The organism is Rhodococcus sp. NPDC047139 (assembly GCF_040643435.1).
In the GTDB taxonomy this organism is placed as follows: Bacteria; Actinomycetota; Actinomycetes; order Mycobacteriales; family Mycobacteriaceae; genus Rhodococcus.
In genome coordinates this window covers 1-23,253 of sequence record NZ_JBEYUH010000027.1, presented here as the reverse complement: position 1 = coordinate 23,253, position 23,253 = coordinate 1, and the positions used below count along the sequence as shown (strand labels likewise).

Annotated in this window: 22 protein-coding genes; 14 read left to right on the top strand and 8 right to left on the bottom strand. The window is 65.1% G+C overall.

From position 1 onward, the window contains the following. Positions 1-139: 139 nt before the first annotated feature. Positions 140-1,048, bottom strand: coding sequence for an IS5 family transposase (locus tag ABZ789_RS22090; RefSeq protein ID WP_358428627.1), 909 nt, complete (start codon positions 1,046-1,048; stop codon positions 140-142). A gap of 394 nt (positions 1,049-1,442) precedes the next feature. Here ABZ789_RS22090 and ABZ789_RS22085 point away from each other — a divergent pair, with 394 nt between their 5' ends. The 5 genes from ABZ789_RS22085 to ABZ789_RS22065 are packed head-to-tail and all read left to right on the top strand — an operon-like array spanning position 1,443 to position 6,235. Beyond that, on the top strand, positions 1,443-2,390 hold the full coding sequence (locus ABZ789_RS22085; protein ID WP_358428624.1) for an SMP-30/gluconolactonase/LRE family protein: 948 nt from the start codon (positions 1,443-1,445) through the stop codon (positions 2,388-2,390). Between the two features lie 35 nt (positions 2,391-2,425). Beyond that, entirely contained in the window at positions 2,426-3,331 is a 906-nt protein-coding gene (locus ABZ789_RS22080; protein ID WP_358428621.1) for an SDR family NAD(P)-dependent oxidoreductase, read from the top strand. Positions 3,332-3,372: 41 nt separating this feature from the next. Continuing rightward, positions 3,373-4,623, top strand: a complete 1,251-nt coding sequence (locus ABZ789_RS22075) for a cytochrome P450 (protein ID WP_358428618.1) — start codon at positions 3,373-3,375, stop codon at positions 4,621-4,623. Positions 4,624-4,632: 9 nt separating this feature from the next. Further along, the gene (locus ABZ789_RS22070; protein WP_358428615.1) at positions 4,633-4,953 is read left to right on the top strand and encodes a 2Fe-2S iron-sulfur cluster-binding protein; all 321 of its coding nucleotides are present in this window, start codon (positions 4,633-4,635) and stop codon (positions 4,951-4,953) included. 1 nt (position 4,954) lies between these two features. Beyond that, positions 4,955-6,235: an FAD-dependent oxidoreductase gene (locus tag ABZ789_RS22065; protein ID WP_358428612.1), complete on the top strand. Its 1,281-nt coding sequence runs from the start codon at positions 4,955-4,957 to the stop codon at positions 6,233-6,235. Between the two features lie 67 nt (positions 6,236-6,302). On the opposite strand, the gene ABZ789_RS22060 is transcribed toward ABZ789_RS22065, so the two are convergent. Genes ABZ789_RS22060 through ABZ789_RS22040 form a run of 5 tightly spaced genes read right to left on the bottom strand, consistent with a single transcriptional unit; the run spans position 6,303 to position 11,409 of the window. Continuing rightward, complete coding sequence (locus ABZ789_RS22060; RefSeq protein WP_358428609.1) at positions 6,303-7,007, bottom strand: GntR family transcriptional regulator; 705 nt, start codon at positions 7,005-7,007, stop codon at positions 6,303-6,305. A gap of 34 nt (positions 7,008-7,041) precedes the next feature. Beyond that, positions 7,042-8,349, bottom strand: coding sequence for a CoA transferase (locus tag ABZ789_RS22055; protein WP_358428608.1), 1,308 nt, complete (start codon positions 8,347-8,349; stop codon positions 7,042-7,044). Beyond that, a complete protein-coding gene (locus ABZ789_RS22050) occupies positions 8,346-9,446 on the bottom strand; it encodes an acyl-CoA dehydrogenase family protein (protein ID WP_358428605.1) in 1,101 nt (366 codons plus the stop codon). The genes ABZ789_RS22055 and ABZ789_RS22050 overlap by 4 nt, the downstream gene beginning before the upstream one ends. Beyond that, positions 9,443-10,600 (bottom strand): acyl-CoA dehydrogenase family protein, encoded by a 1,158-nt coding sequence (locus tag ABZ789_RS22045; RefSeq protein ID WP_358428602.1) that lies wholly within the window; start codon positions 10,598-10,600, stop codon positions 9,443-9,445. The genes ABZ789_RS22050 and ABZ789_RS22045 overlap by 4 nt, the downstream gene beginning before the upstream one ends. Beyond that, positions 10,597-11,409, bottom strand: a complete 813-nt coding sequence (locus ABZ789_RS22040; protein ID WP_358428599.1) for an enoyl-CoA hydratase-related protein — start codon at positions 11,407-11,409, stop codon at positions 10,597-10,599. Before ABZ789_RS22040 ends, ABZ789_RS22045 begins: the two co-directional genes overlap by 4 nt. Positions 11,410-11,532: 123 nt before the next feature. Between ABZ789_RS22040 and ABZ789_RS22035 the strand changes: the two genes are divergently transcribed. The 3 genes from ABZ789_RS22035 (at position 11,533) to ABZ789_RS22025 (ending at position 14,064) form a co-directional block, all read left to right on the top strand. After that, positions 11,533-12,291 carry an SDR family NAD(P)-dependent oxidoreductase gene (locus ABZ789_RS22035; RefSeq protein WP_358428596.1) on the top strand — a complete coding sequence of 253 codons (759 nt, stop codon included), beginning with the start codon at positions 11,533-11,535 and terminating at the stop codon, positions 12,289-12,291. Beyond that, positions 12,288-12,689 carry a VOC family protein gene (locus tag ABZ789_RS22030; protein ID WP_358428593.1) on the top strand — a complete coding sequence of 134 codons (402 nt, stop codon included), beginning with the start codon at positions 12,288-12,290 and terminating at the stop codon, positions 12,687-12,689. Before ABZ789_RS22035 ends, ABZ789_RS22030 begins: the two co-directional genes overlap by 4 nt. Before the next feature lie 253 nt (positions 12,690-12,942). After that, positions 12,943-14,064 (top strand): alpha/beta fold hydrolase, encoded by a 1,122-nt coding sequence (locus ABZ789_RS22025; protein WP_358428590.1) that lies wholly within the window; start codon positions 12,943-12,945, stop codon positions 14,062-14,064. 37 nt (positions 14,065-14,101) lie between these two features. Here the strand turns inward: ABZ789_RS22025 and ABZ789_RS22020 are convergent, their stop codons facing one another. Together ABZ789_RS22020 and ABZ789_RS22015 are read right to left on the bottom strand one after the other, a co-directional pair. Continuing rightward, complete coding sequence (locus ABZ789_RS22020; protein ID WP_358428587.1) at positions 14,102-14,662, bottom strand: helix-turn-helix domain-containing protein; 561 nt, start codon at positions 14,660-14,662, stop codon at positions 14,102-14,104. Between the two features lie 215 nt (positions 14,663-14,877). Continuing rightward, a complete protein-coding gene (locus tag ABZ789_RS22015) occupies positions 14,878-15,648 on the bottom strand; it encodes an IclR family transcriptional regulator (protein WP_358428585.1) in 771 nt (256 codons plus the stop codon). Between the two features lie 213 nt (positions 15,649-15,861). Between ABZ789_RS22015 and ABZ789_RS22010 the strand changes: the two genes are divergently transcribed. From ABZ789_RS22010 to ABZ789_RS21985, 6 genes are read left to right on the top strand one after another with little or no spacing between them, the layout of a single operon-like run. Next, a complete protein-coding gene (locus tag ABZ789_RS22010; RefSeq protein ID WP_358428582.1) occupies positions 15,862-17,061 on the top strand; it encodes a Rieske 2Fe-2S domain-containing protein in 1,200 nt (399 codons plus the stop codon). 39 nt (positions 17,062-17,100) lie between these two features. After that, positions 17,101-18,285, top strand: coding sequence for an acyl-CoA dehydrogenase family protein (locus tag ABZ789_RS22005; protein WP_358428579.1), 1,185 nt, complete (start codon positions 17,101-17,103; stop codon positions 18,283-18,285). 29 nt (positions 18,286-18,314) lie between these two features. After that, positions 18,315-19,226 carry a VOC family protein gene (locus ABZ789_RS22000; protein WP_358428576.1) on the top strand — a complete coding sequence of 304 codons (912 nt, stop codon included), beginning with the start codon at positions 18,315-18,317 and terminating at the stop codon, positions 19,224-19,226. Then, positions 19,223-20,878, top strand: coding sequence for an NAD(P)/FAD-dependent oxidoreductase (locus ABZ789_RS21995; protein WP_358428573.1), 1,656 nt, complete (start codon positions 19,223-19,225; stop codon positions 20,876-20,878). The genes ABZ789_RS22000 and ABZ789_RS21995 overlap by 4 nt, the downstream gene beginning before the upstream one ends. A gap of 2 nt (positions 20,879-20,880) precedes the next feature. Then, positions 20,881-22,875: an NAD(P)/FAD-dependent oxidoreductase gene (locus ABZ789_RS21990; RefSeq protein WP_358428633.1), complete on the top strand. Its 1,995-nt coding sequence runs from the start codon at positions 20,881-20,883 to the stop codon at positions 22,873-22,875. 2 nt (positions 22,876-22,877) lie between these two features. Continuing rightward, on the top strand, positions 22,878-23,132 hold the full coding sequence (locus ABZ789_RS21985) for a hypothetical protein (protein ID WP_358428630.1): 255 nt from the start codon (positions 22,878-22,880) through the stop codon (positions 23,130-23,132). Positions 23,133-23,253 lie beyond the last annotated feature (121 nt).

Sequence of the window (23,253 nt, the reverse complement as noted above, 5' to 3'; positions counted from 1 at the left end):
GTCGAATCACACGGCGGCCGACTACCGTGAGACACCGGTCCTCGCTGAGGCCGGAACCAGATAGCCGAGCCTCCGCCGAACTCGGGGCGATTCAGGCCCCTTGGCAGGACGGTGTCGGTTCCGTGTTCTAGGCCGTGTTTCAAAAGGTGGCTGATCGCAGCCACTGATTGATCGCGGCGATACGCACGGTGGCGGTGTAGCGGACCGCGAGCTTGTCGTATCTCGTTGCCACAGCACGGTTCTGCTTGAGCAGGTTGATGCCGCACTCGACGGCGTGCCGCTGCTTGTAGTGCTCGGCGTCGAAGACGGGTGGGCGACCACCGGACGAGCCCTTCTTCTTCCGATTCGCGATCTGGTCGGTCTTGGTCGGGATCGTCGACCTGATTCCTCGCGTGCGCAGGTAGGCACGGTTGGCGGCACTGCTGTACGCCTTGTCCGCCAGGACCGCATCAGGGCGGCGGCGCGGTCGACCACGACCGCGCCGCGGCACCCGAATCGCCTCGAGCACGGCCTCGAACTGCGGACTGTCACCGCACTGACCTGCAGTGACGATCAGTGAAAGGACCTTGCGGCCCTGCTCGCATGCCAGATGCATCTTGGTGGTCCAACCGCCGCGGGAACGTCCCAACGCGTGATCATCGGGCTCGGTGTCGACACCGCCCGGCGGCTCGGCCTGCCGATCACCGTGCCGGCGGGCACCGGCGGCGTGCTGGTGTGCTCGGGCGATGGTCGAGTCGACGCTGACATCCCACGCGATCGCGCCGGCTGCGTCGGCGAGCGCCTGCACTCGGGTGAGGATCTGCGCCCACACCCCGGCGCGTTGCCAGCGCCGGAACAGTCCGTACACCGTCTGCCACGGCCCGTACCGGTCCGGAATGTCCCGCCACGGGCATCCTGTGCGGATGCGCCACCGGATCCCGTCGATGAGCTGGCGTTTGGTCCACTTCGGCGGCCGGCCCGCCTTCTTTCCCCGAGGCGACAACGGCTCCAACCGCGCCCACTGCGCGTCGGTCAGATCCGCCCGCCTCGGTACCGCTACGCTGGGCACGAGGTCTCCGGTATTCAGGTTTGTCTTGGTCGATTAACCCTCTACCGGAGACCTCGCTCATTCAGTTGTCATGACACGCCAGGCGGGGCAGTGAATCCCTCGGCAGATCCACATTTGAAACACGGCCTAGGCCGAGCAGGGCTGCCGGTTCCTCTCTACCGAAGGTTCCGTCCCCACTGTGCGGTCGGCTCCGACCATCCGGCGAAGTCCGTGTCACCACGGTCACCTGAAGGAAGCTGACCGCTCAGCGGGATGCATCCCGTACAGGCGATTTTCCGGGACCTATGTTCCGTCGTGAACGCTGTGACGTAGTTCACGACCCCTCGGTCGTCCTCGTCGCGTTGGCAGAACCACCGTGGACACCTGAGTCCCGGTCTTCACTGGAAGGCACGACATGACCAACGTAGTTGCCGACACCGCCGCCGCTGTCGCACAGGCGAAGGCACGCATCGTCGAACCCCGCAAGATCGCGAGCGGGTTTTCGTGGCCCGAGTGCCCGCGCTGGCACGACGGCGCCCTTTGGTTCACCGACATGTACACCTCGACGCTGAAAACCCTCGACGCCGACGGCAACGCGACGGTCGTCGTGGACGCTTCGGGCCGTCGTGAAGGGACCGACGTGCCGATCCACCTCGGCGGTTTCGGATGGCTCCCGGACGGCCGGCTGATCGTCACCTCCATGCGTGAAAAGCTCGTCCTCGTTCACGGCGGGAATGGGCCCGACGACCTCGAGGTACTCGCTGATGTGTCGGCGTTCGCTCCGGACGCCATCAACGACATGGTCGTCGATGCGGAGGGCCGCGCGTACGTCACCCAGCTCGGATTCGACCTCTTCGCCGGTGCCGAGCCGGTGGCGTCCCCGATCATCGTCGTCGAGCCCGACGGGACGGTATCCACCGCAGATCAGGTTGGTCCTCTCATGTGCGCCAACGGTATTACCATCAGTGCGGACGGAACGAAGGTCTTCACCGCAGAGGTGACGGCGCAGAGACTGACGGTCATCGACCGTGCCGCCGATGGATCACTGTCCAATCCTCGTCCGTTCGCTGCCTGCCCGTTCCTTCCCGACGGGATCGGACTCGACGCCGAGGGCGGCGTGTGGGCGGCGATGCCCGGTAGCGGCTACGTGGCCCGTTTCACCGAGGACGGCATGATGGACGCCGTTCCGGTCCCGCTCGAGAACGGCGTCGCCTCGGCATGCCTGCTCGGTGGTCCCGACCGCACCACGCTCTACATGACGGTGGGCGTCGAGGTCTTCGATTTCGAGAAGTCCGCACGGGAAGCGCTGGGAACCATCTGGGTTGCAGACGTTTCCGTGAGCGGCGGTGAAACCCGTCCCTGACCCCGATTACTTCCCACCACATTCGAGGACAAGTCATGACATTGGAATTCAACGACCGCGTGGTCGTCATCACCGGAGCAGGTCGCGGAATCGGCCGCGCCCACGCCGAACTGCTGGCCGCGCGTGGCGCCGCCGTGGTCGTCGGTGATCTCGGTGCCACCATCGACGGATCCGGGGTCGACGGAGACGACCCTGCAACGGAGGTCGTCGCAGCGATCACCGCGGCGGGTGGGCGCGCCGTTGCATGTGCCGCCGATGTCGCCACGGAGGAAGGCGCCAACGCCCTCGTCGACATCGCCCTGGCGGAATTCGGCCGACTCGACGCCGTCATCAACAACGCGGGCATCGTGCGTACAGCGCCGTTCGACGAGGTCCCCTACGAGGAGTACCAGCGTCATCTCGACGTCCACTATTTCGGTGCGCTCCGGTTGTGTCGTGCGGCATGGCCGCACCTGCTGAAGTCGCCGGCCGGTCGCGTGGTCAACACCATTTCCCAGGCGATGCTCGGTAATCCCGACATGTCGCATTACGGCGGATCGAAGGGCGCGCTGTTCGGCCTGACCCGCAACCTGGCGGTCGAAGGGCTGGCATCGGGCGTGAAGGTCAACGCCATCGCTCCCGGGGCGGGCACCCGGATGGCCGAGGCGTCCGCGGACACCCTGTCGCCCGAGGTGATGGAGTACATGCGCACGCAGTTGCGTCCCGAGCACGTCGCTCCGGTCGCTGCGTACCTGGTCCATACGGACTGCACCGTCACCGGTGAGGTCTTCAACGTGGCCGGCGGCATCGTCAATCGACTCGCTCTGGTCAACACGGTCGGCATTCACGACCCCGATCTGACGGTCGACACCGTGGCCGAGCGTTTCGAGGAAATCATGGCGATCACCGCCGACGCTGTGCCGCAGGTCGTCGCCCCCCTCGAGGTTCCCGCCTCTTCCTGAGCGGAATCTCCCGACATCGGTTCAGCACCAGGAGAATTACAGTGAGTTCAACGGAAACCTCCACGACTTCCACCGATCAGGTGGTCGACACCTCCTACCCGTTCGCGGCGGTCCCTCCGCAGGACGCCGTCCAGCGGTACGTCGCCATCTCGGCCGAGCGGCCCATGACCAAGATGACGATGCCGATCGGCGGCGACGTCTGGGTCATCCACCGGAATGCCGCAGCCCGCGACATGCTCAGCGATCCTCGCTTCGTTCGGAAGCCCTTCCGGACCGGTGAGCGGGCCGTGCCCTATTTCGTCGAGTTCCCGGACTTCCTGAAGTCCACGATCCAGTTCGAGGATCCGCCGCACCACACCAAGCTGCGCAAACTCGTGCAGAAGTCGATCTCGCCGAAGCGTGTGCGCGCCATGCGGGAATCGGCGGTCGAGTTCGCGAACCAGCTCATCGACGAGATGGTGGCCAAGGGCACGTCGGCGAATCTGGTCAGCGACTACGCCGTGGCGTTGCCGATCCAGATGCTGTCCAACCTGCTGGGCGTTCCGCCGGAGGACCGCCCGAAGTTCCAGAAGTGGAGCGCTGCCACGCTCGCGGTGGCGAACATGCCCGAGGACGAGGTCGTGCAGAACATGACCGAACTCTTCATGTACCTGAGTGCTCTGATCGAGGATCGGCGCAAGAATCCCCGGGAGGATCTTCTCAGCGATCTGGCCAACGCGCCGGACAAGGACGATTCGCTCACCGATGGGGAGATCCTTCCCATCGCGATGATCCTCATCGTGGCTGGTTTCGACAACACGGCGAACTTCATCTGCTCCGGTGTTCTGTCGCTCCTGAAGAACCCCGAGCAGCTGGCAGTTCTTCTCGAAGACGTCGATGCGGTGGCGCCCACGGCAGTCGAGGAGATCCTCCGCAACGGCCGGATGGCCATCTACGACACGGTCGCGGGAGGCGGTGGGCTGGTTCCGTTCGTCGCCACCGAGGACGTGGAGATCGACGGTCAGGTCATCGCCGAGGGCGAAGCGGTGCTGGTGGATCCGGCTTCGGTGAACCACGACGCGGTGGCGGTCACGGACCCGGGTACCTTCGACGTACGCCGAAAGGACAATCCGCACCTCACGCTGAGTTACGGCCTGCATCACTGCCTCGGAGCACCTCTGGCTCGGATGGAGATGCAGGTCGCGATCAGCGAACTGTTCAAGAGACTGCCGGAGCTCAGGCTCGCGGGTGAGGCTGTGGTGGACAACGACAACCTCACCCAGCCCATCACCGATCTGCCGGTCACCTGGTAGGGATCCGACATGCCCAAAGTCTTCTATGTCCAGCCCGACGGAACAGAACGCGTGATCGACGGTGTGGCCGGCGATTCCGTGATGTCGACTGCCGTCCGTAACGGTGTGGCAGGAATCGTGGGGCAGTGCGGCGGGTCGCTCTCGTGCGCGACCTGCCATGTCTACCTCGCTGCAGAGGACCAGCAGTATTTCGATGCCCCTTCGGAGGACGAGGACGACATGCTGGACTGCACCGCCAGCGATCGCGAGGACTCGTCGCGACTGTCGTGCCAGCTGATTCTCCGCGAGGGTGTCGATCTGCACGTGACGATCCCGGATGAGCAGGCGTGAGATGACCGGACATGTGGAAGGCGCCGACCGACCGCCACGCAGTGTGGTGGTCGTCGGCGCCTCGCACGCGGCGGTGCAACTGGCCGATCGGCTCAGACTCGGTGGGTACACCGGGTCACTGACATTGGTCGGCGACGAGACGCATCCGCCTTACCACAGGCCACCGCTGTCGAAGGCGTGGCTGAAGGGGGAGGCGATGCCGGACCAGCTGGTGCTGCGCGCCGCAGAGCACTACTCGGACAACGAGATCGAAATGCTCCTGGGGACGACGGTCCAGCGGGTCGAGCGTGACGGCGACGGCGTCGCGCTGCATCTCCAGCGATCCGATCGGTCCGTCGAGACGCGCACGTTCGACCGCCTCGTGCTTGCCACGGGCGCTCGGGCGAGGCGATTGGATATCCCGGGTTCCGATCACCCGGATGTGCTGGTGCTGCGCACGCTCGACCACGCACGCCGACTGGCGGGCCGTGTCGGCACCGGACCGGTGGTGGTCGTCGGTGGTGGTTTCGTCGGGCTCGAGGTCGCCGCCACCCTGCGAGGCCTCGGTGTTGCGGTCACGGTCGTCGAGGCGGGTCCGCATTTGATGGGTCGTGCCGTCGGAGCAGGAACAGCCGAGTTCCTGCTCGCGGCGCACAGAGAGATGGGCGTGGACGTCATCCTCGAAACGAAACCCGTCGAGATCGCACTCGACGGCGATCGGATTCGTGCGGTCCGTCTCGACGACGGTCGCGAGATCGCCGCAGCGACAGTGCTCGTGGGTGTCGGTGCGGAGCCACGCACCGAACTCGCCGAGCAGCTCGGACTCGTCTGTGATCGGGGCATCGTGGTGGACGAGAGGTGCGTGACCTCCGACGGGCGCATCCTCGCCATCGGCGACTGCACCGTGCAGGAGACGGTCGAGGGAGCGCGGATACGTCTCGAATCGGTCGACAACGCGACCGAGCAGGCCGACGTGGCAGCCGCTTCGCTGCTCGGACGCGCGGCGCCCGTCCGGCCCGCGCCGTGGTTCTGGTCCGACCAGGGATCGTGGAAGCTGCAGATGGCCGGAAGGATCGACGGGCACACGGATGTGGTGGTCCTGACCGATCCGAGCAAGCCGCGTCGCCGCGTCGCCCTCTATTTCGAGGACGACCGTCTGCTCGCCGCGGAGTGTGTCAATGCCCCCGCCGACTTCGTCGCGTTGCGGTCGGCGCTCCTGCGGGGCTACCGCCCGTCCCGAGAGTTGTTCTCGGACCCGACGGTTCCGTTGAAGAAACTGCTGGGCGTGGTTCGTTCGGCATGAGGTGACGCGACGAAGTCGGCTCGGTACGGATACACCGAGCCGACTTCGTCGCGTCCGAACTTCCGGGTCATGAACCTGAGCGAGAAGTGTTCCGCAGCAGCACACTCGTGCCGGCTTCACCCCCGCGTCGATGTTCGTTCATCAAGGCGATCAGACGTTCGTTGTCGTGGTCGGCGAGCGCGGCGATCATGTCGTCGTGCTCTGCTATCACGCGTCGTCGCACTTCGGCATCGAAGAGGTACGCCGCGTGATACGGCATTGCAAGCCGCCACAACCGACGGATCTCCGATACGACCAGCCCCAGCGGGGAGCGATCGAACATCGCGAAGTGGAAGTCATGGTTCGCCAGTCGCATTTCCAGCAGGTCGCCGCGTTCCGCTGCCTCTGCGACACGCTCGCCCAACGTGCGGATCTCGGCGAGCGCAACGGAGTCGAATGCAGGAAGGGAGGCCAGAACCTCCCGTTCGAGAGCATCGCGCATCAGATAGATCTGATCGAACTCGGACTGTTCGAATCTGACCACGGTGTACCCGGCATTGCGGCGATGTTCGACGAGCCCCTGTGACGAGAGCTGACGCAGTCCTTCCCGGATCGGGAGCCGGCTGACCCCGAGCCGTTCGGCCATCTGCTCCTGCCGGATCGGCTGGCCGGGGAGCAGATCGCCGGTGACGATCATCCGTTCGATCTCGGTGGCGACCCACTCGGCGCCGCGAACGGCCGGTGAAGGACCGCTTTCGGGAACATCATCCTTCGGCGCCGCTCGTCGGCTCACCGTGCTCCTCCCCTTCGTTACCGTTCCGAGTCGCTCACGCACGCGTCGATGGTGAACTGCCCAGCGCGCCGGTGGCTCGCAGAGCGGCGACAGCGTCCTCGCTGTATCCCATCGAGTCGAGGACCGCCTCGGTGTCGCTTCCGAGAGGCACCGCCGTCCGGGGAGTTCGCGTCGCGGTCCGTCCGAGCTTGATCGGCACACCCAGGCCACGATAGTCGACGGTGTCGAGGAAGAGCCCACGGTGAACGGTCTGGGGCGCCGTGAGGGCCTGGTCGACGGTGTTGACAGGGCTGGCGGCGACACCGGCACGTTCGAGTTCGACCGCGAGATCGTCGCGTTTCCATCCGCCGACGAGTTCACCGAGCAGGTTCGCGAGTTCGTCGCGATTCTGCGATCGCACGCCGTTGGAGACGAATCGTGGATCGTCGGCGAGATCCGGCCTGCCCAGGACGGTCACCAGGGAGCGGAACTGCCGGTCGTTGGCGGCGCTGATGAAGAAGTCGCCGTCGAGGGCGGCAAAGACCTGATACGGCACGACCGTCGGGTGATAATCGCCCGTGCGCTGCGGCACCTTCCCGCTCGAAACCCAGTTCGACGCATGGGGGTGCAGGAGCGAGATCACCGAGTCGAGAAGTGTGATGTCCACGAGCTGCCCGCGTCCGCTGCTGTCCCGTTCCCTCAGTGCGAGCAGGATCCCGCTGACCGCCATGTGGGACGCGACGATGTCGACGATCGGAACTCCGACACGCAAGGGATTGCCGTCGGGATAACCGTTGACGCTCATCAAGCCACCGAAGGACTGCAGCACCGCGTCGTATCCGGGTAGTCCGCCCATGGGCCCGTCGACACCGAAGCCCGTCACCCTGCAGTAGACCAGCCGAGGATTGTCCTCGGCGAGCACGGTCTCGTAGTCGAACCCCCACCGAGCCATAGTGCCGGCCTTGAAGTTCTCGATCACCACGTCGGCGCCACGCAGCAGATGTGACAGTACTTCGCGTCCCGCGTCCGTCCGGAGATCGAGACAGATGTTGTCCTTGCTGTGGTTGAGACCGGCGTAGTATGCGCTGCTCTCGCCGGAATCGTCGAAAGGCGGTCCCCATCCGCGTGTTTCGTCACCGGACGGCGCCTCCACCTTGATCACCTCGGCGCCGTGGTCGGCGAGAGTCTGGGCGGTATACGGCCCGGCGAGGACCCTGCTGAGATCGAGTACGCGGAGTCCGGCGAGCGCGCCCATTCCGGTGTTCCGATCGGCCGCCCGCCACGCGGCGCGACCGTCGATCACCGAATTGCCGTCGACGGTCGTCGCTGCGGACGTGTGGCCTGGGGAAGTGGAGACGTTCATGCCGGGCTCCTGTGCGTCGTCGGTGCGGTGTCGTGCTCTGATCGTGTTCCGGTGACGACATCCCACACGTCGATGCCGTCGTCGAGGATGCGGCTCGCCAGGTCTTCCGCCCAGAACTGTTCGGAGCCGAATCGGTCGCGCCAGCTCCACAACGCGGTGGTGAAACGGCCGAGGCTGTGTTCGGAGGTCGTGCCGATGGCACCGTGGATCTGATGGCCGGCAGCAGCGACGGAGTGCGCGGACATCGCGGTCACCACCTTCGCGGCTGCTGTCGTGAGCCGCCCGATCTCCGGGTCGTCATGCGTGGCGATCGCGGCGTCGACGGCGATCTCCATCATCGTGGTCCGGGCGGCGAGCTGCGCGAGCTGTTGCTGAACGGCTTGAAATTTCGCGATCGGGCGTCCGAACTGGGTGCGCTCGGATGCATAGCGGACGGTGTGATCCTGTACCGCCACGGCCGCAGCCGCTGTGGCGGCCGCGTAGGCGAGAGCGCCACGTTGCAGGAATTCGGTGAGGGACACCGGTGAACTTCCGTGGAAGACGACGGGTGCATCCCGGAAAACGATGTCGGCGTAGGAAACACCGATCAGGTCGGTTTCGGCCGACACCTCGGCGCCGCTCCCGGACATGGGTATGACGGCAACCGAGGAACCGTCCGCGCCGGGCTCCGGGGGAAGAATCACGACGAGGGTATCCGCGTCGGCCGCGTAGGGGACACCCGTCACCGTGCCGTCGAACAGCAGAGTGTCGCCGTGGCGGCGGATCGAGCAATGCGCATCACCTTCTGCCGCGGTCGCGATCTTCGAGGTCGATATGTGTCCCGCTGTGGCGGCGAGCCAGCCTGCGAGGATGCCGTGCTCGACGAGGGGCAACACTGCGCCGTGCCGCGCTGCGGTAGTGACGACTACGAGTGCGTCGCCGAGTGCCGCACCACCCCCACCGGCAGTTTCGGGTATACCGACGGTGGCGAAGCCGCCGTCCACAAGGCGGGTCCAGAGCGGGCCGGACATGCCTTTCGCCGGCGTGCACGTGTCCACACCCACGTGCTCGATGATCGCCGCGGTGGTCTCTGCCAGCTCGGTGGTGAACTCGCTCATCGAACCCCCAATCCGCGCGCGACGATCCCGCGCAGAATCTCGTTGGTGCCACCCCTGAGGGTGAATACAGGTGTGTGCAGGACACTGTGGGCAAGCATGCGCGCGAGCGGGTCGGCTCCGTCGCGCCGGGCGACGAGGTTGCTCGAGGCTCGCACGGCTTCGACCAGATCCCCCTCGAAGGTCGACCCGAGATCCTTGACCATCGCGGCGAGTACGTCGGGCTTGCGGCCGGCGGCGAGTTCGGCCGCGACCCGCAAGGACATCCGGCGTAGAGCCCACGCTCGCGCTGTGAGAGTGCCCAGTGTCTGTCGCTGTCCGGGCGTGGCCCCGGACGCCGCGAGGTGCGCTGCCCATGCGCGCAGCAGGGGCAGCGTGCTCAGATAGCGCTCGGGACCGGATCGTTCGAAGGCGAGTTCGCCCATGACCTGTGCCCAGCCGTTTCCACGCTTGCCGAGCAGGGCCGCCGCAGGCACCTGCGCGTCGTGGAAGACGACCTCGTTGAAATGTGCCTGTCCGTCGATACTCCGCAAGGGGCGGATCTCGATGTCGGGGTGGGGGAGGTCGACGACGAACTGGGACAGACCGCTGTGGCGGTCACCCGGTTGTCCGTCGGTACGGGCGAGCACCACCATCGCGTGCGCGAGGTGTGCGCCGGTGGTCCAGACCTTGGTTCCGGTGATCGTCCATGAATCACCGTTGTCGACGGCGCGGGTGCGGACCGCGGCCAGATCGGATCCTGCGTCGGGTTCGCTCATGCCGATCGCGAAGAACGAACGGCCCGAGGCGATTCCCGGTAGATATCGTCGCTTCTGCTCCTCGGAGCCGTTGGCGAGGATGCTCGGGGCCATCTGGCGGTCGGCGATCCAGTGCGCCGCGACGGGAGCGCCGTGCGCAAGCATCTCCTCGCTGACGACGAAGCGCTCGAGTGGGCTGCGTCCGTGTCCGCCGTACTCCGTGGGAATGGTCATGCCCAGCCAGCCTCGTCCGGCCACGCGAGCACTGAAGCCGGGGTCGAATCCGGTCATCCAGCTGTCGGTGTCCGGTACGAACCCGCCTGTGGCGATCTCCTGGGACAGGAACGCTCGTACCTCGGTGCGTAGGTGCTCGAGCCCGGATTCGATCCCCTCGAGCTGTTCGGTTCCGGTGGCGGTCATGAGCGGCTCGGTCCTCGCGACGACCACGATGCCCGGCCTTTTCGTGCCATCGACCACATCTGTACGCCGCGTTCGATCTCCAGTGCCGATTCCCAGCTCACGGCCGGCGGCCCCAGTTCGAGGCGGGCGCTCGTCATGATGCGTCGGGTCAATTCGGGATCGGCGGCGGCCGTGCGGGTCAACTCCTCGACGGTCACCGGTATGTCGTCAGCGGACACAGCGGTGTAGGCGAGTCCCCGTGCTACGGCTTCGGACCCGTTCAGGGACTGGCCGCATGCGGCGAGCGCGATCGCCCCCGACCAGCCCATCGCGCGTCCCAGCAGGGAGATATGGCCACCACCGGGATGGATGCTGCGGGCGGAGAAGCCGCTGTCGAGGACGGTGTCGGGCGTGACCACCATGATGTCGGCGGCCATGGCGAGGTTCAGGCCTGCACCCACAGCGCCGCCGACAACGACGGCGATCGTCGGTACCGGTAGCGATCCGATGCGCACGAAGGCGTTGTAGATCGCCGACGTGCGCTGCACTGCTTCGGGAGATGCCGGATCGGCAGAGGAGGACGCGAGATCGCGAGTGTCGGCACCGCTGCAGAAATAGCTGCCATTGGCGTCGATCACCACGGCACCGATGGCCGTGTCGGATTCGACGCGGTCGCAGAAGGCTGCGATCTCGGCGGCCATGTCCAGGGTGATCGCATTCTTGCGGCGCGGATTGTTCAGGGTGAGGCGGGCGACGCCGTCTGCGATGGAACAGAGAATCGGCTCGGTCGGGCCTGCGCCCAGGTCCGAGTCGGGTGAGATCTGGGTCATGCGGAGACCGTAACAGATACGCATCGGTTATTGGATCCAATATTGGTTGACAAAAAATGGTCGGCTGCTGTGCACTGGGCCACACCACGATTCGTCGAATCTTGTCGACGGGAAGGAGTACCTGTGTTCAGTCTTGCCGGACGCATCGCGCTCGTCAGCGGTGCCGGTCAGAGTGTCGGTGAAGGAATCGCGAAGGTCCTTGCGCGGCAGGGAGCGTCGGTCATCGTCAACGACCTGTTCGCAGATCGTGCCGAGAAGGTCGCCGCGGCGATCGTCGAGGAGGGGAACACGGCGGTCGCGGCGGCGTTCGACGTCACCGACTACGACGCCACGCTCGAACACGTACGAGCGGCGGAGAAGGAACTCGGCGGCCACGTCGACATCGTCGTCAACAATGCGGGCGTCGCGGAAGGCCGCGTCATCAAACCGTTCCGTGAGTTGTCGCCCGAGGAGTGGCGCGCTCCGATCGATCTCAATATCTACGGCGCGATGAATTGCATCAAGGTCGCCATCGACGGGATGTGCGACGCCGGCTGGGGCCGGGTCGTCCAGATCTCGTCGGGCTCTGCACGCACAGGTCAGAACATCAATCAATCGATGTATGCCACGGGTAAGAGCGGTATCGAAGGATTCATCCGTCACCTGGCGGCCGAGACCGGACAGTACGGGGTGACCGCGAACATCGTGGCACTGGGTCATCAGAAGAACCTCGAGGACAAGATGAGTCCGGAGATGATCGAGCAGATCCTCCGGACCATCCCGATCGGCCGCCTGGGTGATCCCATCGAGGTCGGTGCGTTCTGCGCCTACTTGGCCTCGAACGAGGCCGGCGGAATCACCGGTCAGACGTTGGACTTCAACGGCGGGTCCCAAACGCGATGACCGTGCAGAGCCCGGATACGCAGACGTTGCTCTCACTCACTGCTCTGAGAGTTGCCGACCTGGAACGATCGGCCGAATTCTACATCCGGGGATGCGGATTCGTGCACGACAAGGATCTGGACACCCCTACCTTCCGTGCGTCGATCATCCGGGCCGGTGCCGCGGGCCTCGAGCTCGTCCTGCCGAGAGGCAGCGACGGTGAGGCCCCACACGCACACGGCGACATGTTCATCAAGATCGTGTTGAACACCGACGACGTCACGGGGAGGATGGCCGCCGCATGTAGTCATGGTGGGGTCGAGGAGACACCGGCGACGAAACTCGAAGCCTACGGAATGGTGATCGGCACCGTTCGCGACCCGGACGGTTATCTCGTGGAGTTCGTGCAGCGCGGTTGATCCGAACTCGCCGACGCGGCGGCCGGTGCGGGGTACACGTGTCCCGCGCCGGCGTCGTTGGCTCAGCGAGCTGAGCTTGATCGATGTGCTGATAGAAACGGCAAAGGTGATCACCCGAGACAATGCTCGCGACGTGACCTGAATGCAGACCCTCCCGCCTTCTTGACTGACGTCCAAGATACCTTTACCGTAACCGCGATGCCGTCTTGAATGACGTCCAAGAACAGTGGTGGGAAGCGGAAGGACGCGAGTCGTGGAAATCAGTGGGTCTGCCCATCGGCGCGAGGATGCAGCGGTGCAGCGGCGTGAGGTCTCGTTCCCCTCCGGTCGGGACGAGTGCGCAGCATGGCTGTATACCGCACCCGACCTGAACGGTCCGCGCCCGATGGTGATCATGGGGCACGGGCTCGGAGCCGTGCGGGAGATGCGCCTGGATGCCTACGCGGAACGGTTCGCCGCCGCAGGGTGGTCGGTGCTGGTGTTCGACTACCGCCATCTCGGGGCCAGCGGCGGAGCTCCGCGCCAGATCCTCGACATCGGCCGGCAACGCGCCGATTGGTATGCCGCCCTGGCCTTCGTGCGCACACTCCCGGAGGTCGATGTCAACCGGATCGCATTGTGGGGCAGTTCCTTCGGCGGCGGGCATGTCCTTCAGGTCGCCTCCGAGGACCCCCGTATCGCGGCGGTCGTGGCGCAGTGTCCCTTCACCGACGGCCCGGCGTCGTTGCGCTCGCGTATACGGACCGGCCCGCTGAGCGTGGTAGCGCTGACAGTGGCGGGCATCGTCGACACGGTCGGGTCGTGGTTCGGCGCGAAGCCGATCCTGTTGCCGATGGCGGGCACGTCCTGGATGCCCGCGTTCGTGGCCTCACCCGATGCCCTCGCCGGCGCTTCCGCACTCCTGCCTGCGGGGACCCGGCTCTCGCGGCGCACCAGCGCGTTGTTGACACGGCTGCCGTCGGTACGGGCTCAGCTGTCGAAGAACATCGAGCTGACGGAGATCGACGGTGGAGAAGAACCCGTGACCGGTGCCGGCCGCGACAGCATCTGGGGTGTATTACGCGGCCCGAAAGGTGAATTCGAGGCCGCCAACGCCCTCGCCGCACGACTGGCGCTGCGCCTGCCGGTAGATCGGCCCGGCCGGGCGCTGGCCCGTTTCAACATTCCGACGCTGCTGTGTGTCTGCGACAACGACGCGGCCGCACCTGCGAAGGCCACGAAGCGTCACGCCCGAGGCTTGGCGCACGTGCAGGTCCAGGCCTACCCGTGTGACCACTTCGACATCTACGTGGGTGAATACTTCGACCGCGCTGTGTGTGACCAACTCTCTTTCCTGACAAAACAATTCGACGATACCGCACACGCCACAGCGTAGGCCGTTCCGGGCTCGTGGACGTGTGCAGATCGGGCACTCAGTCGGCGGCTGCGGCACGACTGTGAGCGCTGTTCAGCAGCGTCTCGATCACCGCGCGCCGCTGAGCCTGATCCGTCGGATGCGTCAGCAAGCCCTCGACAACGAAAACACCGATCGCGACCAGCGGATCGACTTCGTCGGTGGGCACGCCGAGCTCGATCAGCTCTGCCCGGAACAGACCCTCGGCCAGCGCGTGGAACTGCTCGTGCCATTCCTGAACGGACGCGGACTTCTCGGCGCGCGTGTGCACCGTGCTCACCAACTGACCCAGCTGCTCCAATTCCGCGATCAGCCACAACAGACGATCAGCCAGCCCCGAGCCCAGCCTTTCACTGTAGGCGGCCATCGAGTCGGCCAGGACCGCATCCAGGACCGCGATCAATATCGAGTCCTTGTCCTGGAAGTACCAGTACAGCGTGTTCGACACGACTCCGGCGTCCCGGGCGATCCGCGTCATCGATGCCGCGTCGTATCCCTCCTCGACGAACAATCGCCGCGCGGCTACCACGATCTCCGCACGCTTCTCTTCCCGATCCTGCGGACGTCTGTTGCGAGGCATCTCCAGTCCTGACCTAGTTTCCCCCCGATGCTATCTTGGCCGGCCCCCAAGAACGGCCTCGGCAGATGAACGGTCGAGCCCGCGGCGCGGCGGGACGATCTCGATGCGACGGTCGCTCGGTCCGTAGACGCATGTGTTCGCGTTTCAGGTGCTCGTCGAACCTGGCGAATTGGGTATGCCGCGTGAGTCCAAGGCTCGAGCGGAGCAGGGTTCTCCTAGTGCCTCGAAAGATCTGTCGCGACGCAGCGTTGCCAGATCTCGCCGGCCAGAACACGCAGAGGGGCGATCATCTTCTGATGCTCCAGCACGCTCACGGGGGCGCACACGGACAGCGCTGCAAGATTCCCGTACATGTGATCGGGCGGACCGATGGACACCCCGACGCACGCTATGCCGGGAAAGGCCTCGCCGCGATCGAACGCGGCGCCACGATCACGCACCTGGGCCATCTCGCTGTCGAAGCGGCTCCGTGCCGAAGGCGCTGTCGCGGAGTCGGTCCGGGTGCCGTCCTGAGAACGCTGGGACGCGACCGCCGAGTACGCCATGATCACTTTGCCCAGGGCGGTGGAGTGGGCCGGCACGCGCTGGCCGACGGCCGTCGGCGTCGAGCCCGATGTGCGCCCGTTCACCTTGGCCAGATAGACGGTGTCCCCGCGGTCCACCACCCCCAGTTGCACGGTGAACCCGGCGCGGTGCGCAAAAGCATGCATGAGAGGACGTGCATGATGCAGGAGGCGGTTCTGATTGAGCGCCGCCTGACCCATTTCGTATGCCTTCACCCCGAGCTCGTACGTCTGCTCGGGCGACCTGGCCAACCAGCCCGCATTGGCGAGTTGTTCCAGTAGGCGGTGCGCCGACGACCTGGGGAGCCCGGTGCGTGCGGTGACCTTGGCCAACGTCATCGGGCCTGTGCTCAGGGCCTCCAGGACCAGGGAGATCCGGTCCACAACGGACACGGGTAGGCCATCGGTGCGTGACGTACTCAATTTCTCCTCCTGAGACCCCCAGGTGTGACGCGCGTCACGGTACCTGTGGTGTGCCGCGCGCGGCAACCACGAGCGACCGTGCCAGGTGGCTCCGCCGGGGTTGAAACTGGCCTCCCGTTCTGCGGGAGACGGACATCACAGCGGAGTCCGGGTTCTCGATCCTGGTCACTGTGCGACGGGTGAGTTGTCGCGATCAGCCGACCAGGAGGCAGCGTGGGTTCCACAGACACCGAAGATCAGGTCCGCACCATCGATGTCGGTACGCCACCGGAGCGCTATGCGCGAGGATGGCACTGCTTGGGGCTCGTGCGCGACTTCGCGGACGGCAAGCCCCATCAGGTCGATGCCTTCGGGACCTCGCTCGTGGTGTTCGCCGGTGAGGACGGCAAGATCAACGTTCTCGACGCCTACTGCAGGCACATGGGCGGAAATCTCGCACAGGGATCCGTCAAGGGCAACACCATCGCCTGCCCGTTCCACGACTGGCGCTGGCGCGGTGACGGAAGATGCGCGGCGATTCCCTACGCGCGTCGCGTCCCACCGCTCGCCCGCACCCGGACATGGCAGGCGGCAGAAGTGAGCGGACAGCTCTTCGTGTGGCACGACCCGCAGGGCCGCAAGCCGCCTGCGGAGCTGGCCATTCCCGAGATTCCCACCTACGGCGACCCCGGCTGGACCGACTGGGTGTGGAACTCGCTCGACGTGACCGGATCCCACTGTCGCGAGATCGTGGACAACGTCGTCGACATGGCGCACTTCTTCTACGTCCACTACGGAATGCCGACCTACTTCCGAAACGTGTTCGAAGGCCATACGGCTACCCAGGTGATGCGGTCCCGGCCCCGCGAGGATGCCGTCGGCGTCAGCCAGAGCACCAACTACAGTGCCGAAAACAAATCCGATGCAACCTATTACGGTCCCTCGTACATGATCGACAAGCTGTGGAGCGGCGGCCGTGATCCCGAGTCGACGCCGAACATCTACCTGATCAACTGCCACTACCCCATCTCTCCGACCGCCTTCCGCCTGCAGTACGGCGTGATCGTGGAAAGGCCCGAGGGAATGCCTCCGGAGCAGGCGGAGCAGATCGCTCAGGCCGTCGCCAAGGGCATCGCGATCGGATTCGAGCAGGACGTCGAGATCTGGAAGAACAAGTCGCGGATCGACAATCCTCTGCTGTGCGAGGAGGACGGTCCCGTCTACCAACTGCGGCGCTGGTACGAACAGTTCTACGTCGACGTCGAGGACATCCGACCCGAAATGGTCAACCGATTCGAGTACGTGATCGACACCACGCGCGCACTGACGAGCTGGCAGGCCGAAGTCGACGAGAACGTCGCTGCGGGACGAAGTGCCTTCGCGCCGAACCTCACCCGGGCTCGTGAGACGGCCTCCGCCGAATCGGGATCCTGACCGCAATTCCGCATCACTACATACCCTCCTGGAGAAACCATGAGTTACGAAGTGCTCGACAACATCGTCGCGATCGCTGACGAGATCCGAGCGGGGGCAGACGACTCCGACCAGCTCGGTCGGCTGACGAACGACATGGCCGCCGGTCTCCGGCGGTCCGGCATCATCCGGCTGCTGCAGCGGAAGAAGTACAACGGGTACGAAGCACACCCTCGTGAGTTCGCCGAGACGGTGATGAAAACCGCCAGCATCTACGGTTCCGCAGGATGGGTCGGCGGTATCGTCGGTGTCCACCCGTGGCAGCTCGCCTTCGCCGACCCCAAGGTGCAGGACGAAGTGCTCGGCACCGACGCCGATACCTGGCAGGCGTCGCCGTACATGCCGGGTGGGATCGCGGTTCCTGTCGACGGTGGGTACAGGATGTCCGGGCGGTGGCAGTTCTCGTCCGGAACCGATCATTGCGACTGGATCTTCCTCGGGGCGATGGCCGGCGGTGAGGACGGCGCTCCCATCATGCCGCCCGTCAGTCTGCACGTGATCCTTCCGCGTTCCGATTACGAGATCGTCGACGACTCATGGGATGTCGTCGGTCTGCGTGGAACCGGAAGCAAGGACATCGTGGTGAAGGACGCGTTCATTCCCGAATACCGGGTGATGGACGGCGGAGCAGTGATCGACGGGACAGCGGCCAAGGAGTACGGCGTCACCGAGACCCTGTACCGGATGCCGTGGTCGACGATGTTCCCGCTCGGCATCACCTCCGCCACTATCGGAATCTGTGAAGGTGTGCTCGCGGCCGGTATCGACTACCAGCGCGGGCGTGTGGGTGCGGCGGGAACAGCGATCAAGGACGATCCGTACGTCCTGCACGCCCTCGGCGAAGCCGCTGCCGAGATCGACGCTGCCCGCCAGCAACTCCTGGCGAACGTCGATCGCATCTGGGATCTCGTCGACTCCGGCAAGGAGGTCAACTTCGAGACCCGGGCGGCGTCGCGGCGCAACCAGGTGCGTTCCGCGTGGCGTGCCGTCCGTGCCGCGGACGAGATCTTCGATCGCTCCGGTGGGAATGCGCTCCGCGTCGACAATCCGTTGCAGCGGTTCTGGCGGGACGCTCACGCCGGCCTGCATCACGCAATCCACGTCACCAGCACCACCTATCACGCGTCGGCCATGGCCTCCCTCGGAGTCGACGTGCCGGACGGGCCCCTCCGCGTGATGATCTGACACTTCTTGCGTACTCGAAAGGGAATTCTGTGACTGAGATCAAAAGCCTCGGCTACGTTCGCGTCCAGGCCACCGACATGGCGCGCTGGCGCGAACTCGGGTTCGACGTACTCGGCTTCGCGCCGGGTACCGGTCCGGAGGAGGACGCACTGCACTTCCGCATGGACGAACGTCCGGCTCGGATCACCGTCGAACCAGGCGACACCGACCGCGTGACCGCAGTCGGCTGGGAGGTCCGGGACGGTACGGCCCTGCGGGCTCTCGCGGACCGACTGACCGCTGCGGGATACGAATTCGAGGCCATGCCGTTCGAAACGTGCGAGCGACGGCGTGTCGAAGGCGGGCTGACCATGAAGGATCCGGGTGGTACTCCGCTCGAATTCTTCTTCGGTCCGGCTCTCGATCACAGTCCTGTGATCACGCGCTACGGACAGAAGTTCGTGACAGGTGCACAAGGTCTCGGGCACGTGGTCATGCCCACCACCGCCTTCGACGAATCGTTCCACTTCTACACGGACGTGCTCGAATTCCTTCCGCGAGGAGCGTTCCGGCTGCCGACGCCTCCCGGTGTGGATCCGATGCGGATCCGGTTCCTTGGTGTCAACCAGCGTCACCACAGCCTCGCGCTCATGCCCAGCCCGGAGGATCGAGACCCGGGACTGGTTCACGTGATGGTGGAGGTCGATTCTCTCGATGCAGTCGGTCGTGCCCTCGATCAGGTGACCGCCCGGGACTTTCCGGTGTCGTCCACACTGGGCCGCCACACCAACGACAAGATGGTGTCCTTCTACGTCCAGGTCCCGGGCGGATGGGACATCGAATACGGCACCGAAGGCATGCTCGTCGACGAGACCTACTACACGGCCGAAGAGATCACCGCGGACAGCTACTGGGGTCACGAATGGTTGTGGGCCAAGCAGATGAAGGAAGCGGCCGTATGATTCCCGCAATCCCCTCGAGTGATGTCGATGCCGTCGTGATCGGTGCCGGCATCTCCGGGCTCTACGCCGTATACAAGCTTCGAGAACGCGGGATGACCGTCCACGGTTTCGAATCCGCCGCGGGAGTCGGGGGAACCTGGTTCCACAATCGTTATCCGGGTGCCCGTTGCGACGTCGAGAGCATCGACTACTCGTACTCGTTCGACGAGGAACTGCAGCAGGAATGGACGTGGTCCGAGCGGTTCGCCACTCAGGAGGAAATCCTGGCGTATCTCGAACACGTCGCCGACCGGCACGACCTGCGGAGCGCTTTCGAGTTCCTCACCCGGGTGGTGTCCACCGTGTACGACGAGGAGTCGGCGCTGTGGACCGTCACCACCGATACCGGACGATCGGTCACGGCGCGGTTCTGCATCATGGCCACGGGGGTGCTGTCGGCGACGAACCGGCCCGACATCCCCGGCCGCGACACTTTCGCGGGCGAGTCCTATCACACCGGTGAATGGCCGCACGAGCCGGTCGAATTCGCCGGTAAGCGTGTCGGCGTGATCGGAACGGGTTCGTCGGGCATCCAATCGATTCCTTTGATCGCGAAGGAAGCCGACCATGTGTTCGTCTTCCAGCGGACCCCCAACTATTCGCTCCCGGCCGGTAACCGCCCGCTGACCCCCGAGCAGATCGCCGAGGTCAAGGCGACGTATCCGGAGCGCCGGCGACTGGCACGGATGAGTGGCGGAGGAACCCCCTTCACCCCGTATCCGAAGAGCGCGCTGGAAGTCGACGAAGCCGAGCGTCGCAGGGTCTACGACGAGTGGTGGCAACGCGGAGGTTATCTCTTCGCGAAGGCGTTCCCGGACCAGACGACCAACCTCCAGGCGAACGATACGGCCCGCGAATACGTCGAAGCGAAGATCCGGGAGATGGTGAAGGACCCCGAGATCGCCGACCAGCTGATTCCGAAAGACCATCCCATCGGTACGAAGCGCATCGTCACCGACGACGGATACTTCGAGACGTTCAACCGCGACAACGTGACGCTGGTGAACCTGCGCACCACTCCGATCGTGGAGATCACAGAAGACGGCGTGTGCACGAGCGAACACCACTACCCACTCGACATGATCGTCTTCGCAACCGGATTCGATGCGATGACCGGTGCGCTGGCACGCATCGATATCCGTGGCCGCGGGGGACGTACCCTCCGTGAGGAGTGGTCTGCAGGACCGCGAACCTATCTGGGGCTCGCGTCCCACGGCTTCCCCAATATGTTCTTCATGGTGGGTGCGGGCAGCCCGAGCGTCCTGGCGAACATGGTATTGATGGCAGAACAGCAGGTGGACTGGATCTCGGACTGCCTCGACCATCTCGACGAGCACGACGCCGCCTCGATCGAAGCGACCGAGCAGGCCGTCGACGAATGGGTGGCCGAGTGCAACGAGAAGGCTGCGGGCACCCTGTTCCCATCGGCGAACTCCTGGTACATGGGCGCGAACATTCCGGGCAAACCTCGGGTGTTCATGCCGTACATCGGTGGATTCGCGAACTACGGCAACATCTGTGCCGAGATCGCTGCAGCCGGCTACAAGGGGTTCGAGATCGTGCGCCGAGGAGCGATCGAGACGCCCACCGAACTCTCGGCGGGGAAGGGCTGATGATGACCGAGACGATCTCCCTCGGCTCGGGTGCCGAGCAACTGGAAGACCGCCATGCCCTGCTGCACGCCGCGATCGATGTGTGCGATCCGGCACCGCTTCTCATGTCCCTGGTCCACGCGACCGGCGACACGGGCCTGCTCGACGAGTTCGCTCCGCGCCTGACGATCAGCGAGCCGGGCAACCACTATCGCACCGGGACGCGTCCGACTACGCCGCCGGGACAGTACCCGGCCGACGTGGTCGCAGACATCCGGGCGCGCGCCCACGATCTGCTCACGCCGGATGCAGGAGATCGGCTCGGTGTTCCCGATCCGGAGTTGTTCCTCCGCATGGCGACGGTCGCGACCTCGGAGCGCGTCGACGAGGAATTCGTTCCGATTCTCCGTGAGCAAGCGGGCTTCGTCCTTTCCGAGCGCTGCGTCCCGGTTACGCGGAATCCGGCTCCGGAGTTCTCCGTGATCGTGATCGGTGCCGGAATCGTCGGCATCAACGCAGCGATCAAGCTCGGCGAGGCCGGTTTCACCTACCGCGTGTTCGAAGCTCGCGACGAAATCGGCGGAACGTGGTCGCGCAACACCTATCCCGGTGCTGCCGTCGATACGCCCAGCCACTACTACTCGTATTCGTTCGAGCTCAATCCAGGGTGGTCCAAGTACTATCCGACAGGTACCGAATACCAGAAGTACCTGAAGGGTGTCGTGGACACCTACGGAATCGCAGACAACATCTCCTTCCGTACGCGGGTGCAGTCGGCGCGGTGGCTCGACGATCAGCACGTATGGGAGGTCACCGTCGAGTCCACCGACGGGACCCGCGAGGTGCACCACGCCAAGGCCGTCGTGACAGCACTCGGGATGCTCAACTCTCCGAACATCCCGGATGTCGAGGGTATGGACACCTTCGGCGGCACCATCGTGCACACCGCCGAGTGGGACGAGAACCTCGACCTCACCGGCAAGCGCGTCGTCGTTCTGGGCACAGGATGCACGTCCGTCCAGGTGGTCGCGAGCATCGTCGATCAAGTGGAAGCGCTCGACGTCGTAGTCAGGTCGCCGCACTGGATCGTGCCGGAGAAGGCTGTCGTGAACCAGGTTCCGGACGGCGAGAAATGGGCGCTGGCACATCTTCCCCGGTACCACGAGTGGTTCCGGCTGCGCTCCTACTGGTTCGCGTCGGACAACCTCTATGTGATGCCACGCATCGATCCCGAATGGGCGAAGACGCACTTCTCGGCCTCACCGGCGAACGAGATGGTGCTCCAGACGGCGTTGAACCACCTGCAGGCCAGCTTCCCCGACCGTCCGGATCTCGTCGAGAAGCTGACGCCCGACTTCCGTCCGTACAGCAAGCGGATCGTCAAGGACCCGGGCTTCTTCGCGGCGCTCACCCGTGATCACGTGACCCTGCATCGCGCGTCCTTCCGGGAGGTGACACCGGAGGGGGTGGTCACGACCGAGGGTGTCTTCGTGCCCGCCGACGTCATCGTTCTAGCGACGGGCTTCAAGCTGGAGTTCACGACCTCGATCGACATCGTGGGGACAGAGGGACGTACTCTCGCCGAGCAGTGGAAGGGGGGCGACGACCCTCGGGCGTATCTCGGCATCCAGGTGTCCGGTTTCCCCAACCTCTTCGTCACCGCGGGACCGAACTCGGCGCCCAACCACGGTGCCGGCCACAACATCCTCAGTGAGGAACACGTCCACTACATCGTCGAGTGTCTGCAGTACCTCGTGGAGAACGGACACGATGCGATGGACGTTCGGCAGGATGTGCTCGACGAGTACAACCGCAGGGTCGACGAGGCGCTGGACAAGACCGTGTGGGTGCACCCAGGCGCGGAGACCAACGGTTACTACCGGAACAGCGAAGGACGCGCCGTCGTGCCGTGCCCGTGGCGGCTCGTCGACTACTGGACACTGCTGCGCGAGCCGAATGCCGACCACTTCGAGTTCTTCGATTCCGCGCACACGAACCGGGAGGAATCGCCGACGTGACGATGCAGGCACTGGCGTGCGAGAAGTGCGGGCTCGGGGTGCTCGTCGAGAAGTTCAGCCCCGCACACACGTCGATCCAATGGGAATCCGACACTTCCGAATGTCCGCTCATCTCGCAGAGCGGCTTCGCGCCCGGTAACCACCACCGGGAGTGCAGTGCGCTTCGAGACAGTATCGACCGTGCGGTGGCGAGAAGTGTGCTGACCGAATCGCATATCGAGTTGCCGGTCGGCCCGCATCTGCCCCGATTGCACTGAGCGTGACGGAAGGGCCCCGCAGCAGAAGGCGGTTTCAAGGGGTCGACGCAACACCGCTGTTAGTTGGTGGTGATTAGATCACGCAGACGCTCGGCTGGGGTATCCCAGCCGAGCGTTTTGC

Coding starts and splice junctions, on each gene's coding strand:
- ABZ789_RS22005 (WP_358428579.1), top strand. CDS start 17,101: ATGAGTTACGAAGTGCTCGACAACATCGTCGCGATCGCTGACGAGATC.
- ABZ789_RS21990 (WP_358428633.1), top strand. CDS start 20,881: ATGACCGAGACGATCTCCCTCGGCTCGGGTGCCGAGCAACTGGAAGAC.
- ABZ789_RS22040 (WP_358428599.1), bottom strand. CDS start 11,409: ATGACCCAGATCTCACCCGACTCGGACCTGGGCGCAGGCCCGACCGAG.
- ABZ789_RS22070 (WP_358428615.1), top strand. CDS start 4,633: ATGCCCAAAGTCTTCTATGTCCAGCCCGACGGAACAGAACGCGTGATC.
- ABZ789_RS21985 (WP_358428630.1), top strand. CDS start 22,878: ATGCAGGCACTGGCGTGCGAGAAGTGCGGGCTCGGGGTGCTCGTCGAG.
- ABZ789_RS22020 (WP_358428587.1), bottom strand. CDS start 14,662: ATGCCTCGCAACAGACGTCCGCAGGATCGGGAAGAGAAGCGTGCGGAG.
- ABZ789_RS22050 (WP_358428605.1), bottom strand. CDS start 9,446: ATGAGCGAGTTCACCACCGAGCTGGCAGAGACCACCGCGGCGATCATC.
- ABZ789_RS22055 (WP_358428608.1), bottom strand. CDS start 8,349: ATGAACGTCTCCACTTCCCCAGGCCACACGTCCGCAGCGACGACCGTC.
- ABZ789_RS22065 (WP_358428612.1), top strand. CDS start 4,955: ATGACCGGACATGTGGAAGGCGCCGACCGACCGCCACGCAGTGTGGTG.
- ABZ789_RS22030 (WP_358428593.1), top strand. CDS start 12,288: ATGACCGTGCAGAGCCCGGATACGCAGACGTTGCTCTCACTCACTGCT.
- ABZ789_RS22080 (WP_358428621.1), top strand. CDS start 2,426: ATGACATTGGAATTCAACGACCGCGTGGTCGTCATCACCGGAGCAGGT.
- ABZ789_RS22045 (WP_358428602.1), bottom strand. CDS start 10,600: ATGACCGCCACCGGAACCGAACAGCTCGAGGGGATCGAATCCGGGCTC.
- ABZ789_RS21995 (WP_358428573.1), top strand. CDS start 19,223: ATGATTCCCGCAATCCCCTCGAGTGATGTCGATGCCGTCGTGATCGGT.
- ABZ789_RS22085 (WP_358428624.1), top strand. CDS start 1,443: ATGACCAACGTAGTTGCCGACACCGCCGCCGCTGTCGCACAGGCGAAG.